17 protein-coding genes are annotated in these 14,929 nt (G+C 33.1%); 12 read left to right on the forward strand and 5 right to left on the reverse strand.

The window, feature by feature from the left end:
• Positions 1-2: 2 nt before the first annotated feature.
• The 9 genes from K1X44_01380 (at position 3) to ychF (ending at position 8,618) form a co-directional block, all read left to right on the forward strand.
• Entirely contained in the window at positions 3-1,076 is a 1,074-nt protein-coding gene (locus tag K1X44_01380) for an SAM-dependent methyltransferase (protein MBX7145941.1), read from the forward strand.
• Positions 1,077-1,078: 2 nt separating this feature from the next.
• The gene (gene pgeF / locus K1X44_01385) at positions 1,079-1,852 is read left to right on the forward strand and encodes a peptidoglycan editing factor PgeF (protein MBX7145942.1); all 774 of its coding nucleotides are present in this window, start codon (positions 1,079-1,081) and stop codon (positions 1,850-1,852) included.
• Between the two features lie 58 nt (positions 1,853-1,910).
• Positions 1,911-3,362: an AMP nucleosidase gene (locus tag K1X44_01390; protein MBX7145943.1), complete on the forward strand. Its 1,452-nt coding sequence runs from the start codon at positions 1,911-1,913 to the stop codon at positions 3,360-3,362.
• Positions 3,363-3,383: 21 nt separating this feature from the next.
• Positions 3,384-4,625, forward strand: a complete 1,242-nt coding sequence (locus tag K1X44_01395) for an MFS transporter (GenBank protein ID MBX7145944.1) — start codon at positions 3,384-3,386, stop codon at positions 4,623-4,625.
• A gap of 50 nt (positions 4,626-4,675) precedes the next feature.
• Positions 4,676-4,981: a YciI family protein gene (locus K1X44_01400; GenBank protein MBX7145945.1), complete on the forward strand. Its 306-nt coding sequence runs from the start codon at positions 4,676-4,678 to the stop codon at positions 4,979-4,981.
• A 192-nt stretch (positions 4,982-5,173) separates the two neighbouring features.
• The gene (locus K1X44_01405; GenBank protein MBX7145946.1) at positions 5,174-6,112 is read left to right on the forward strand and encodes a ribose-phosphate pyrophosphokinase; all 939 of its coding nucleotides are present in this window, start codon (positions 5,174-5,176) and stop codon (positions 6,110-6,112) included.
• A 71-nt stretch (positions 6,113-6,183) separates the two neighbouring features.
• Positions 6,184-6,903: a 50S ribosomal protein L25/general stress protein Ctc gene (locus K1X44_01410; GenBank protein ID MBX7145947.1), complete on the forward strand. Its 720-nt coding sequence runs from the start codon at positions 6,184-6,186 to the stop codon at positions 6,901-6,903.
• Positions 6,904-6,917: 14 nt separating this feature from the next.
• Positions 6,918-7,484 carry an aminoacyl-tRNA hydrolase gene (gene pth, locus K1X44_01415; GenBank protein MBX7145948.1) on the forward strand — a complete coding sequence of 189 codons (567 nt, stop codon included), beginning with the start codon at positions 6,918-6,920 and terminating at the stop codon, positions 7,482-7,484.
• A gap of 36 nt (positions 7,485-7,520) precedes the next feature.
• Positions 7,521-8,618, forward strand: a complete 1,098-nt coding sequence (gene ychF / locus K1X44_01420; protein MBX7145949.1) for a redox-regulated ATPase YchF — start codon at positions 7,521-7,523, stop codon at positions 8,616-8,618.
• On the opposite strand, the gene K1X44_01425 is transcribed toward ychF, so the two are convergent.
• The 3 genes from K1X44_01425 to petA are packed head-to-tail and all read right to left on the reverse strand — an operon-like array spanning position 8,608 to position 11,170.
• Positions 8,608-9,390 (reverse strand): cytochrome c1, encoded by a 783-nt coding sequence (locus K1X44_01425; protein MBX7145950.1) that lies wholly within the window; start codon positions 9,388-9,390, stop codon positions 8,608-8,610. The genes ychF and K1X44_01425 overlap by 11 nt on opposite strands.
• Positions 9,390-10,610 carry a cytochrome b/b6 gene (locus K1X44_01430; protein MBX7145951.1) on the reverse strand — a complete coding sequence of 407 codons (1,221 nt, stop codon included), beginning with the start codon at positions 10,608-10,610 and terminating at the stop codon, positions 9,390-9,392. The genes K1X44_01425 and K1X44_01430 overlap by 1 nt, the downstream gene beginning before the upstream one ends.
• A gap of 14 nt (positions 10,611-10,624) precedes the next feature.
• Entirely contained in the window at positions 10,625-11,170 is a 546-nt protein-coding gene (petA, locus tag K1X44_01435; GenBank protein ID MBX7145952.1) for a ubiquinol-cytochrome c reductase iron-sulfur subunit, read from the reverse strand.
• Positions 11,171-11,440: 270 nt separating this feature from the next.
• Between petA and K1X44_01440 the strand changes: the two genes are divergently transcribed.
• A complete protein-coding gene (locus tag K1X44_01440) occupies positions 11,441-11,905 on the forward strand; it encodes a tRNA methyltransferase (protein ID MBX7145953.1) in 465 nt (154 codons plus the stop codon).
• 59 nt (positions 11,906-11,964) lie between these two features.
• Entirely contained in the window at positions 11,965-12,828 is an 864-nt protein-coding gene (gene hemF, locus K1X44_01445) for an oxygen-dependent coproporphyrinogen oxidase (protein ID MBX7145954.1), read from the forward strand.
• Here the strand turns inward: hemF and K1X44_01450 are convergent.
• Together K1X44_01450 and K1X44_01455 are read right to left on the reverse strand one after the other, a co-directional pair.
• Positions 12,825-14,084 (reverse strand): CCA tRNA nucleotidyltransferase, encoded by a 1,260-nt coding sequence (locus tag K1X44_01450; protein ID MBX7145955.1) that lies wholly within the window; start codon positions 14,082-14,084, stop codon positions 12,825-12,827. The two genes, hemF and K1X44_01450, sit on opposite strands and share 4 nt — an antisense overlap.
• An 18-nt stretch (positions 14,085-14,102) precedes the next feature.
• A complete protein-coding gene (locus tag K1X44_01455) occupies positions 14,103-14,381 on the reverse strand; it encodes a hypothetical protein (protein ID MBX7145956.1) in 279 nt (92 codons plus the stop codon).
• 57 nt (positions 14,382-14,438) lie between these two features.
• On the opposite strand from K1X44_01455, the gene K1X44_01460 reads away from it, so the two are divergent.
• Complete coding sequence (locus tag K1X44_01460) at positions 14,439-14,909, forward strand: VOC family protein (GenBank protein ID MBX7145957.1); 471 nt, start codon at positions 14,439-14,441, stop codon at positions 14,907-14,909.
• Positions 14,910-14,929: the final 20 nt, after the last annotated feature.

Consider the following 14,929-nt stretch of genomic DNA (forward strand, 5'->3'; position numbering starts at 1 on the left):
TTATGTTGCTTGAAATCATCAAGCAAAGAATTAAAGCTGACGGATTTATTACTATTCACGATTTTATGTCTTTAGCTTTACTACATTCTGACTATGGATATTACAGTCATGGTGATCATTTTGGGGTAAGAGGTGATTTTATAACTGCTCCTGAAATTAGTCAGATATTTGGCGAATTGATTGGGTTATGGTGTTTAGATTGTTGGCAAAAATTAGGTGAACCTCAGCCCTTTAATATAATTGAATTGGGTCCTGGGCGTGGTACATTAATGTCAGATCTCATGCGTGCGACAAATATTGTACCAAAATTTCAAGAACATTTACACATACATCTTGTTGATACAAATAGGGCTATGCGGCATGTTCAAGAAGATCTTTTACAAAATTGGTCTGTTCAATGGATTAAAGATTTAAAAGAAATAAAATTAAATGGCCCATTTATTTTGATTGCCAATGAATTTTTTGATGCTTTACCTATACGTCAATTTTACCGTACATTACAAGGTTGGTTGGAACAAGTCATTATATGTGATGATGATAAATTAAATTTTGACTTTGTTGAAAGCAAAGATACAAATCTTATAAAAATTTTTTACGAAGATGAGAATTTTCCCATTGGTTCTTGCGTTGAAGTTAGTCCATCTTCGTATGAATATTTATTATATATTAAACATTTACTAAATCAATATAATGGTGCGGCATTATTTATAGATTACGGATATATAAAAGGATATGGAAATAGTCTCCAGGCAGTTTCACAACATAAGTATGTTGATCTTCTTTTTAATCCGGGTCAGGTTGATTTAACAGCTCATGTTAATTTTGGGGCTTTTACAAAAATAGCTTTAGAGCATAATCTTCAAATATATGGACCAACAACCCAAGGAATGTGGTTAAATAAATTGGGTTTACCTATTCGTGCAGAAAATATTTTAAAAAAAGCTTCTCTCAAAGAAGCAGAACAAATTAAAATAGCATGTTATCGTTTAACAGATCCATCACAAATGGGTTCTTTATTTAAAGTACTTGCATTATCGCGAGATTACTTATTATTAGAAGGATTTGATAAAAAATAAAAATGTCAAAAATTATTCAAAGTAATTTATTTAAGAATATATCTTGTATGCGGCATGGATTTTTTACAAGACAAGGTGGGGTAAGCACGGGTATATATCAATCACTTAATTGTGGTTTTGGATCCGGGGATGATACAGCTAATGTTCAGCAAAATAGAAATATTGTTTTAAAAGAATTAAATCTTTCTAGTTATACGTTACAAACAGTTTATCAAATTCATAGTGCCAACGTTGTTGAAGTTAATACTCCTTGGAATTACGATGATCGTCCAAAAGCAGATGCTATGGTCACAAATAAAACTGGCATTATGCTAGGTATTTTAACTGCAGATTGTGGACCCTTATTATTTGTGGATGAAGATGTTAGAATTATTGCTGCTGCTCATGCTGGCTGGAAAGGGGCATTGTCTGGTATTATAGAAAACACTCTTGATTCAATGCAAAGATTGGGGGCTTCTTTATCACGAATAAAGGTATGTTTGGGCCCAACGATTGCCGTTCAATCTTATGAGATTGGACAAGAATTTTTATCTTCTTTTTTAGAACAAGATTTGAAAGCAGAACAATTTTTCAAAAATTTTTATAATGATGATAGGATATTTTTTGATCTACCATCCTATATTGTTTATCGGCTTAAAAAAGCAGGGATAGTCAATATTGATCCATTAATATATGATACATATGATCTTTCTTCCCAATTTTTCAGTTATCGCCGTGCTACCCATAATAAAGAACCAGATTATGGACGGCAAATTTCTGTTATTGCTTTAATTTAAAAATTAAAAATATATTATTAGAAATAGGACAAAAAATACGATGATTAATCCTTCTAAGATGAAAACATCCTTTTTTAAAGATGCATCTGCTGCTTATCAATATGCATCACAAATTTATGATAGCAGTACAGAATTTTTAAGAGAAAATTTTAAAAAATTTATAAACGGGAAATTAAAAAACCGTTGCCGTGCTTATTATCCTTATGTGCGTATTCAAGTTGAAACATTACGTAACGTTGATACACGCCCAAGTTATGGGTTTGTTGAACAACCAGGTGATTATCAAACAACATTAACACGACCAAAATTATTTCAACGTTATCTAATTGAGCAATTTAATCAATTGCTTCATCACCATCGTGGGCCATTAGAAATTGGGGTAAGTGATATTCCTATACCTATACATTTTGCTTTTCCAGACGGAATGCATGTTGAAGCTGATCTTTCACCTGCAACTTTAATCTATTGGCGTGATTATTTTGATTTGCCTGATTTATCAGTCATGGATGATACGATTGTGAACGGATCAATTTATCTTAATCATCATAATATTAAACCTTTGGCTCTTTTTTCTGCCCCAAGAATTGATTATTCGCTTTTTCGTTTAAAACATTATACTGCTACGTCTTGTGAACATTTTCAAAATTTTGTTCTTTTTACAAATTATCAATTTTATATAGATGAATTTATAGATTATGCTAAAAAACTGATCAAAAGTGATCAAAAAAAATATACAGCATTTATACAACCAGGTGACCAGATCCTTACAAATAAAAGTACAGCAAAAAAACAATCTCCCATTCATGAGCTTAAGCATTTACCCCAAATGCCGTCTTATCATTTAAAAAGAAAAGATAATAACGGTATCACCTTAGTTAATATTGGTATTGGACCATCAAATGCTAAAACAATTACTGATCATATTGCTGTTTTACGTCCTCATGCTTGGATTATGCTTGGTCATTGTGCGGGATTGCGTAATAGCCAGCAATTAGGTGATTATGTTTTAGCTCATGCGTATGTACGCGACGACCATGTATTAGATGCGGATTTACCTTTATGGGTGCCAGTGCCAGCGTTGGCGGAAATACAGATAGCTTTACAAAAAGCCGTTGGAGAAGTTACAGGTTTTGATGGCTATGAATTGAAAAAGATTATGCGTACAGGAACAGTTGCAACAATTGATAATCGAAATTGGGAATTACGGGATCAAGGTGAGTTATTGCAAAGGTTTAATCAAAGCCGGGCTATAGCTTTAGATATGGAAAGTGCAACATTGGCAGCAAATGGTTTTCGATTCCGTGTACCTTACGGCACATTACTTTGTGTATCTGATCGTCCATTACATGGTGAGATTAAATTACCGGGTATGGCTAATGCATTTTATTATAAACAAGTTTTTCAACATCTTCAAATTGGTATAAGAACTATGGAATTATTAGCTGAATTAAGAATAGAAAGTTTACATAGTCGCAAATTGCGTAGTTTCTCTGAAGTGGCATTTCAATAAAATTTTATTATAGAGGTATTTATGTGGGGTAGTTTAACAGTTTTAGAACGTCGTTTAGTATTACTTATTGGGTCTGTGCAGTTTATCAATATACTTGATTTTATGATGGTCATGCCTTTAGGCCCTGATTTTTTAATCTATTTAGATATGCCAACTTCATATATTGGGTACGTTGGAGGTAGTTATACCTTGGCAGCAAGTTTGGCTGGCTTTATAGGTGGATTATTTTTTGATCGCTTTGATCGAAAAAAAGCCTTAATTTTTTCTATGTCGGGTCTTGTTATAGCAACAGCCCTTGGAGGTCTTTCATATAATTTTTGGTTTCTTATTACTACACGTCTTTTGGCAGGTATGTTTGGTGGACCTGCTACGGCGATTGCTATTGCTTGTATTGCTGATAATGTGGCGTCAGAACGTCGTGGACAGGCTATTGGTTTAGTTATGGCATCTTTTTCTCTAGCATCAGTTTTGGGTGTTCCCTTAGGATTGCAATTGGCACAGTGGGGTAATTGGCGCTGGCCGTTTTTCGGAGTAGCAATATTGGGTTTAATTGTTTTGGTGCTAATTATCAAAATACTTAAAGAACAGAAAAGTCATTTGCAATCTTTATCAGAGGCAAGTGGGGGTATATCTCAACTTTTGTTTATCTTAAAAAGAAAAACGGTAATATTGGCTTTAATACTTGCAGCATCTACTATGCTCCAAGGCTTTATGATTATTCCTAATATTGCAACTTTTGTTCAATTTAATTGGCATTTTCCAAGACAATACCTTGGATTACTTTATATGATAGGTGGACTTATAAGTTTTCTGGGTATGAGATTTACTGGATCGTTAGTTGATAAATATGGTGCTACAATGATTACTTTTATCTCAACCCTAATTATTACTTTCGTAATTTATTTTATGTTTATAAATATTGGGCATATTGTTCCAATTTACATAATTTTTCCTCTTTTTATGTTAATTATGTCTGCCCGTATGGTTGCTCAAGGAACAACCTTTACAAAGGTATGCCCTCCACATGAACGAGCCAGATTTATGTCTGTTGCATCTGCAACCCAACATATTTTTATGGCTTTTGGTTCTTTTTTATCAGCAAAGATTTTGGTGTCAGAGCCTGATCAAAGTCTTGGGCATATGTCTTTAGTAAGTTGGATTGCGATAAGTATTGGTATTATTATACCTTTCTGTATGTATCTTTTAGAAAGAGGTGTTCAATTTTACGAGTTATCAAAACTGAATAAAGAATATAGCGTATAATTTAATTGGTATAATTTTTAATAGCCCTCATTAATTAAGAAGAATATATTATGTTTGCTATTGCTCTTATTCGTTATCGCAGTTCAATAGAAGATGTTTTAAAAGTTGTAGAAGATCATCGTGCTTATTTAAAACAGTTACAACACCAAGGTTATTTAATTGCATCAGGTCCTTTTTCTCCACGTTATGGTGGGGCATTATTATTACATGTACCTGATGAAAATACCAAATTGCTTGATAATATTCGTGATCAAGATCCTTTTATTAAAGCAAATATTGCCCAATATGAAATATTAATTTGGCACCCAACTATTGGCTTAAAAAAATTGCAATCATTATTAATAAATAATGATTAACCATATTGTTTAAAACTTGAATATGCAGCCTTATTTTTTGCGCTAATCATAAATAAAAACTAGAATAAATTTAGTACATTTGTATAGAAATAACTAATAAATCTAAGTTATAAAAATTATTTTGATTACAAAATTTATCAGTCTTGTCATTTAGGATTAGGGCCGCTAATTTATCTTTAATTATAAGGATAAATGATGAAAATTTTAAGTGGAAACAGTAATATTCCTCTTGCTCAAGCAATTGGCAATTATTTAAATATTCCTTTAACAGATGCAAGTATTAGACGATTCTCTGATATGGAAGTGTTTGTTGAAATTCATGAAAATGTACGTGGTGAAGATGTTTTTGTTATTCAATCTACTTCTTTTCCCGCAAATGATAATGTAATGGAATTATTAGTTACTTTTGATGCTTTACGCCGTGGGTCGGCTAGACGAATTACTGCAGTCATTCCTTATTATGGTTATGCACGACAAGATAGAAAATCTGGTCCTAGAACGCCAATATCTGCCAAATTAGTTGCTAATCTTATTACTGTTGCTGGTGCAGATCGTGTTTTAACAGTTGATTTACATGCGGGACAAATTCAAGGTTTTTTTGATATTCCAACTGATAATTTGTTTGCAGCACCTGTTTTAACACAAGATATTGAAAAAAAATATGGGAGAGGCAATAGTTTAGTTATTATATCCCCTGATGTTGGGGGGGTTGTTCGGGCCCGTAGTATAGCCAGAAGACTTGATGCAGATTTAGCAATTATTGATAAAAGGAGAGAACGTGCGGGTGTATCAGAGGTTATGCATATTATTGGTGAAGTTGAAAATAGATCTTGCATTTTAGTTGATGATATTGTTGATTCAGGCGGTACTTTGTGTAATGCTGCTGTAGCGTTGATAGAAAAAGGTGCAAAACTTGTAAGTGCCTATGTTACACATGGTGTTTTATCAGGTGGTGCAGTTGCAAGGATTACGTCATCCCCTATAGATAATTTGGTTATTACAGACAGTATAATTGCAACAGAAGCTGTTAAGGGTGCTACAAATATTCAACAATTAACTATTGCCCCACTTATTGGTGAAGCAATAAAGAGAATAAGTGAAGAAAGATCAGTCTCAAGTTTATTTGATTAACTATTATTTTTTTATTGACACCCCTGGAGGTCAATAATTTTATAAATATAATATAAAAGGAGAATATATTTATGTCTAATTCTAATATTGCCGTTAAAATGAGGGATCGGGTCGGCAAAGGGGGCGCCCGTTCTACACGTCGTATGGGTTCGGTACCTGCTGTTATTTATGGTAACAAAGAAAAACCTATTTTCATATCTATGGATCCTATCCAATTAAATCGCGTGCTTCATAAAGCAGGTTTTTTTGCAACTCTATTAAATTTGTCGGTTGAAGGTAAAACGATCAGGGTTCTACCAAAAGATGTACAATTTGATCCTGTAACTGATGTACCTATTCATGCTGATTTTCTTCGTGTGTCAACAGATACACAGCTTAGAGTTAAGGTTCCAGTTAAGTTTGTTAATGATAATCAAGCACCTGGTTTAAAACGAGGTGGGGTACTAAATATCGTGTTACATGAAGTAGAATTATTATGTCATGTTGATAATATTCCAGCACATATTACAGTTGATTTAAAAGGTTTAGATATTGGGGACAGTGTTCATATAAGCCAGATTGCTCTCCCAGATAAAGTTGTGCCAGCTTTACGTAGCCAAGATTTCACTATTGCTAGTTTGGCTCCACCTAATGCGCAGCGTGAAACTGCTGGTCCTGCTGCTGGTGCTGAAGGTGCTACAGCTACAACTGCAGCAGCTGCTACTTCTGCAACACCTGCAGCTGCAACGGCTGCTAAAGGTGCGACACCTGCTAAACCAACAGCCGGAGCTGCAAAAGCAGATAAGAAATAAAGGTTTCTTGTCATATGCTGCTTATTGTTGGGATAGGTAACCCGGGCCAAAAATATGCTCATAATAGGCACAATGTAGGTTTTATAATCGTTGATGAAATTGCTAAACATTATGTTATAAGTGATTTTCGTCAACGATTTCACGCACTATGTGCTGAAAGCCATATATTAAACCATAAAATTTTGCTACTTAAACCTTTAACTTATGTTAATGAATCTGGACGATCTATCCAAGATATAGCCCATTTTTATAAACTTTCTGGTGATCAAATTTTTGTTATTTACGATGATCTTGATTTAGAATTAGGAAGGATAAAAATTAAAAAAGGTGGAAGTGCTGGCGGGCATAATGGCATACGTTCAATTGATAATCATTTCGGAATAGATTATTGGCGTATTAGAATTGGCATTGGCCATCCAGGTCATAGGGGATTGGTCAAAAATTATGTTTTACAAGATTTTACAAAAGCTGAAGAAGAAGTGATTGCTAGTCTATCTAAAATATTTATTAAGCATTTAGAACTACTTTTAAAAAAAGATATGAATAAATTAATGACGGCTATTTCATTGGATATGAAATAATTTATACTTTTATAAAAATAAGATAGTGGAGAAAATATGGGATTTAATTGTGGAATAGTAGGATTGCCAAATGTTGGTAAATCAACACTTTTTAATGCGTTAACAGCAACAGCTGCCGCAGAGGCTGCTAATTATCCGTTTTGTACAATTGAACCCAATATTGGTAAAGTTGCGGTACCAGATCAACGGTTAGATAAAATAGCTTCGATAGCGAACTCGGCTAAAATTATTGCTACCCAATTAGAATTTGTAGATATTGCGGGTTTAGTGCGTGGTGCAAGTCAAGGTGAGGGTCTGGGCAACCAATTTTTAGCTAATATTCGTAATGTTGATGCAATTTGCCATGTACTTCGTTGTTTTACAGGAGAAGTAACCCATGTGGAAGGTCACGTTGATCCATTGAGAGATGCGGAAATTGTAGAAACTGAATTAATGTTAGCTGATTTAGAAAGTTTAGAAAAAAGAATAGATAATCTTTCAAAAAAAGCAAAAAGTGGGGATAAAGATTCTAAGTCTTTACTTGAGGTTATAGAAATTGTTTTGGAAAAATTGCGTAATGGACAACCTGCTCGATATGTATCTCTTGATGGTGAACAACGTCCTATATTTGATCAATTACAATTATTAACAAGTAAACCCGTTCTTTATATATGTAATGTGAATGAAGAAGATTTATTGAAAGGTAATAATTTTACAAATCAAGTAGCTCAAAGAGCAAAAGAACAAAAAGCGGGTTGTGTAATGATTTCTGCATCAATTGAAGCAGAAATTGCTAATCTAGGTAATCAAGAAGACAAAAAAGATTTTTTACTTTCTTTAGGATTAGAAGAATCTGGTCTATCACGTGTAATTAAAGCAGGATATGATTTATTAAACCTCATAACTTTTTTTACTGTTGGTCCTAAAGAAGCCCATGCTTGGACTATAAAAAAAGGAACAAAAGCACCTCAAGCAGCGGGTGTAATTCATAGTGATTTTGAACATGGATTTATTCGTGCAGAAACAATCGCCTGTCAAGATTTTATTCAATTTAATGGTGAAGTTGCAGCCAAAGAAGCAGGCAAAATGCGCTCTGAAGGAAAAGAGTACATAGTTTCAGATGGAGACATTATGCATTTTAGATTTAATGTTTAATTTTTGCCCATATCTTTCTATTAACAAAATACAAGAGAACAGAAAGTACTATTAAAAAGGTAATAGTTTTTATGCCAGTTCTATGGCGTACCTCTAATTCAGGTTCCGCTGCCCAAGCAAGAAAAGTAACTACATCTTTTGCCATTTGTTGGACAGTTGCTGGTGTTTCATCTGCATATGTTACTTGGCCATCCGTTGTTAAAGGTGGTGGCATAGCAATATTGTGGCCTGTAAAATATTTATTATAATACATACCTTCTTGGATTTTCACGTCGGTAGGTGCTTTATCATAACCTGTAAGAAGATTGTAAATATAATCTGCACCTTCTGGTCTAGCTTTTATAATTAATGAAAGATCTGGTGGATAAGCACCATTATTAGCAGCTCTTGCAGCTTTTTCGTTAGAATAAGGGTTTTTGAATTTATCACTAGGTAGTCCTGGACGTTCAAACATTTCACCTTCATCATTAGGGCCATCCCCAATTTGATATTGAGAAGCAATAGCTTTAATAGCATCTTCGCTTAATCCAATATCACGTAAATTTCGATAGGCTATTAATGACATAGAATGGCAAGTTGAACATACTTCTTTATAAACAGCAAATCCTCGTTGCTGGGCTGCTCTATCAAAAGCCCCCCATGGTTTTTTAAAAGACCAATCTTGTTTAGGTAAGGAAATATGTTCTTCTTCAGCTTTTAAATGAGGTGTTAAAAAGAAAATTGAAAAAATAACTACAGTTAAATTTTTATATAAAATTTTATATAAATTCATTATAATTTCCTTGCTGGTTTTAAAACGGCTTGACTGATACTAATGGGTAATGCTCTTGGTTTTTCAGCAAGACTAAGAAAGGGTAAAAGAATAAGAAAGTGTAAAAAATAGTAACCTGTAGCTATTCTTGAAATTAAAACATAATTGCCTTCTGGTGGGTTGGCACCGCATATTCCAAGTACAATACAGTCAATAATTAAAATCCAGAAAAAGTATTTGTAGATAGGTCTGAAGGTTGCGCTACGTATAGGGGAGCGATCTAACCATGGTAAAATAAATAATACAGCAACAGCACCAAACATTAATATTACGCCACCTAGTTTTGAAGGCACAGCACGCAAAATTGCATAGAAAGGCAAAAAGTACCATTCTGGTACAATATGTGCTGGTGTTGCCATTGGATTAGCAGGAATATAATTATCCGGATGACCAAGGTAATTGGGCATGAAAAAGATAAAGACAGCATAAAATATTAAAAATACAGATAATCCAAAAAGATCTTTAACAGTATAGTAAGGATGAAATGGGAGGCTATCTTGGGGACCTTTGACATCAATGCCTAGAGGGTTATTTGATCCAAAACGATGTAAGGCAATCATGTGAAGCATAACAACTGCTACAATCACAAAAGGTAATAAATAGTGCAAAGAGAAAAAGCGGTTAAGGGTCGGATTATCAACAGAAAATCCGCCTAAAAGCCATGTAACAATATCGTTACCAATAACAGGTATAGCAGAAAAAAGATTTGTGATAACAGTAGCACCCCAATAACTCATTTGCCCCCATGGTAGAACATAACCCATAAAAGCTGTTGCCATCATAAGAAGCAAAATAATCACACCAAGCATCCATAAAAATTCCCGGGGTGCTTTATAGGAGCCATAATACATACCACGAAAAATATGAATAAATACAACAATAAAAAACATTGAAGCACCATTCATATGAATATATCGAATAAGCCAACCATAATTCACATCCCGCATAATTCTTTCAACACTTGTAAAAGCCATGGTTGTATGTGGCGTATAATGCATAGCCAAAACAATACCTGTTACAATCATTGTAATGAGCATAAATCCTGCTAAAGAGCCAAAATTCCACCAGTAATTAAGATTTTTTGGTGTGGGGTAATCATGAAGTTCATGATGGAGATAGCTAAATACTGGTAACCTATGATCAATCCAACGTATAATAGGATTTTTAAAAGTAACGGCCATTTTTTTATAATCCTTTAGCCAATGCGTACAAGTTTATCTTGAATGAAGCTATAAGTAGGTACTTCAAGGTTTTTGGGAGCAGGTCCTTTACGAATACGTCCAGATGTATCATATTGGGAACCATGACATGGACAATACCAGCCACCATATTCACCTTTTTGATCAGTGTTTTTTTGTCCTAAGGGCACACAACCTAAATGTGTGCAAACACCAACAACAATTAACCATTCAGGTTTTTGTACTCTTTCTTGATCAGATTGTGGATCAGGTAAAGTATCTGGAGAAATAGTTTGTGCTTGTTGAATTTCTTCTTGGGTACGATGACGAATAAAAACGGGTTTTCCTCGCCACATAGCAGTAATACTTTGTCCTGGTTGAACTTTATCCAGATTAATTTCTATAGAAGCAAGGGCGGCAACATCCGCAGCTGGGTTCATTTGTTTAATAAATGGCCATATCAATGAAGCAGTTCCGACCGCCCCAATAGCACCTGTTGCTAAAAAAAGAAAATCGCGCCGCGTTTCTTGTTTATCTGATAATGTTGCATTTTGCTGCGCCATCAATAATGTCCTTTTAATATACCTAATGTAAATACTTATATTTTATTATTATGGTCTTTTGTCAAATTAGTCAAAATTTATTAATTTGTCCAAATATTTACAAAATACATATCTAGTTTTATATTTATAACAATCTTGAAAAAAGGGAAAGTGGACCAACTATGCGACAAACCGCCGCATTTAAAAATATCTTTGTTGTAAATTTCCTTTAAATTTAAAAAATCTTAATTATTACCTTCTAAGGATATACTTTATAAGAATAATATAATTATGCGCCTTACTCTTTTTCAACCAGATATACCACAAAATACAGGCGCCATCTTACGTTTGGGTGCGTGTTTAAATACGCCAGTTGATATAATTGGACCTTGCGGCTTTGTTTGGGATAATCGTCAATTAAAACGGGTTGGTATGGATTATATAAATTCTGTTGAGGTTACGCATTATCTTTCATGGCAAAAATACTATGACCATTATGAAGAATCGGAAACAAGATTATTGCTTTTAACAACACGTGGTAGTCAATCTTATAATAATATTGTCTATCGAAAAACTGATCGAATTTTATTAGGCCAAGAATCCTTGGGGGTACCGGATTTCGTACATAATGTAGCGACTGTCCGTATATTTATTCCTATGATGAAAGGTGTAAGATCCTTGAATGTGGCTTTGGCTGCTTCCATAGTGTTATCAGAAGGGTTGCGACAAACAAATACTTTACCTCAAAACAATTAAATGTCAGAATTGCATATAATATAGAAATTTATATAATTGATCGGTAAGAATAAATATTTATGAATATAGAACATCAACAGCAAGCTAAAAATTGGTTTGAAAAATTACGTGACAATATTTGTTATTCGTTTGAGAGTTTAGAAAAAGACTTAGTAGGAAAGCTAAGTGATTTTCCACCGGGTTGTTTTGAACAAAAAGTCTGGAAACGAGATATGTTGGGTGAAGCAAAGCAAGATGGCGGGGGCGGAGTGATGTCAATTATGAGAGGTCGCGTCTTTGAAAAAGTTGGTGTGAATGTGTCAACAGTTTATGGAACCTTTTCTGAGGAATTTCGAAATCAAATACCTGGAACTTCTGAAGATGGTACCTTTTGGGCAAGTGGTATTAGTGTTGTTGCCCATATGCAATCACCTTATGTACCTGCCATTCATATGAATACCAGAATGATTGTAACTAAAAAATCCTGGTTTGGTGGAGGAATTGATTTAACCCCGATATTCCCGGTTGAACAAGATACAAAAGATTTCCATACAATGTTACAAGAGACGTGTGATCAATTTGATCTTCAGTATTATCCAAAATTCAAAGAATGGTGCGATGATTATTTTTATTTAAAACATCGACAAGAAGCACGTGGTATAGGAGGAATTTTTTTTGATTATTTAGAAACTGATGATTGGATAAAAAACTTCAACTTTGTACAAGCGGTTGGTAAAACATTTCTTAATTATTACCCCCAGCTAGTTAGAAAATACATAAATAAAATATGGACAGATCAAGATAGATATCAACAACTCGTTAAACGAGGACGTTATGTAGAGTTTAATTTATTATATGATCGTGGAACGTTATTTGGATTAAAAACAGGAGGCAATATAGAAGCAATTCTAATGTCGTTACCACCTGAAGTATTATGGCCTTAAGATTTAAGAATATTTTTTACATAATTAAGGCAAGATAATTTATTTCCTGTAAGTCCATGATCTAACCACCATGTTTCGGTTTCTTTAAAAATTTTACCTAATTGAGGCCCAGGTTTTACCCCTAAAGAAAGAAGATCAGAACCTTTTAAAGGAAATATAGGTATCTTTTCGTTACAAATAAAGTTTAACAATTCTATCCAGTCCTTTTGTCTTAAATGAAACTCATTATTATTAAATTCTTTTGCCCAATTAAGGAGCAAAAAATCTATAATTAGAATTTTTCCTATTTTGTATATTAATGATTTTAATTGGTTTTTTGATAATTTAGGTGATATAAATAAATTTTTACATATATTTCTAATATATATTCTTTCTTTATTGCTTAATTTAAGTTTATTGCATAATATAAAAAGTGTCTTTTTATTTTGATTGTTTAAAATATATAAACGTCTTAACCAATTAAATGGTATAGAAATAGAAACATTTTTTTTAAGCCAGTTTTCTAAATCAATTAGATTTTTAAAGAGAGTGAAATCAATATTATCAGATAGTATAATATATGAAAGTACAGTGGTTGTATGCATAAGATTGATGCTAGAAAACGGATCAGGAGCGGCCAAAAGCTTTTCTAATTCAATACGTATTCTTTCACCAGACAAAGTATTAAGTTTATAAGAATTGTCATGTAAAATATTAAGTATTTTTTGAGTAGGCTCTATTTTACCATAATAGGCATAAAAGCGAAAATACCGCAGAAGACGAAGATTATCTTCACTAATCCTATCTTGTGCGTTGCCAATAAAACGAATGTATCCTTTTGCCAAATCGCCCAACCCGTTAAAAGGATCATATAAATTTCCATTTTTATCACAGTAAATAGCATTAATTGTAAAATCTCTTCTTGAGGCATCTTTTTTCCAATCACTAGTAAAAGCTACAACTGCATGTCTTCCATCTGTTTGAATGTCCTGTCTTAACGTAGTAATTTCGACTGTTATATCATCAATGATGGCTAAAACTGTACCATGTTTTAATCCCGGGGCTGCAGTTTTAATTCCAATTTCTTGTAAAATTTTTATTGTGTCTAATGGTTTAATATTAGTTGCAAGATCTATATCATAGACAGTTTTATTTAGTAGTCCATTACGCACGCATCCCCCAACAAATCTAACTTCACCTTGTTTTTCTAAGATTTCATAAAGTCTTATGATTTTGGGGTCGTTTAACCACCATTGTTTGGCTAATGGGAATAACATAATCATAGAAAAGGAAAATTAATTTTCAAAATCACCATCTATAATTTTTCCATTCTTAATATAAGCAGGATGATAGTGACTTTGAGGAGTTGATTGTTGGGATGATAAGTAAATAGTACCTGAAATAATAAATCCCATAATTAATAAACCACTAAGGATGAGCCAAAAAACATAGTTAGATTTTTTTCTTTGTTTTTGGTAGGTGCCAGACGAATCTATATTTTTTGTTTTATGAATATAAAACATATAAAGACTAATAATTAGTAAGACAAAAATAATAATTAATACAAAGCGCATTATATTATGATATAATAGTTTTTTTTAAATTCCAATGATATTGAAGAATTAATTAATATGGATAACAAGCAATTTATACCTTTAGGTTTTTACAGTATAACACCTTATCTTGTTGTAAGAAATGCTTCTTCTGCAATTGAGTTTTATAAAAAAGCTTTTAATGCTTCGGAATTAGTTGAACCTTTATTAGATCCTGATAATAATATTATCACCGCACAAATTAAAATTGGTAATTCACCAATTTTAATTACAGAAGAGAATGAAAATAATCCAAGCCCACAATCTTTACATGGATCTTCTGTAAGGTTAGTATTACATGTTGAAGACGTTGATAAAATTAACCACCAAGCAATAGAAGCAGGTGCAACAGTTTTGATAAAAGTTGCAGATCAATTTTATGGCGAAAGAGCTGGAAGATTGTTAGATCCTTTTGGACATATTTGGATTATTTCAACATTTAAAGAATCCCTGTCCGCACAAGAAATACAAAAAAGAGCTAATATACTTTATGGTTTATCTGAACAATAATAAATATCAAATAAGCATTA

Source organism: Alphaproteobacteria bacterium, assembly GCA_019695395.1.
Lineage (GTDB): Bacteria > Pseudomonadota > Alphaproteobacteria > JAEUKQ01 > JAIBAD01 > JAIBAD01.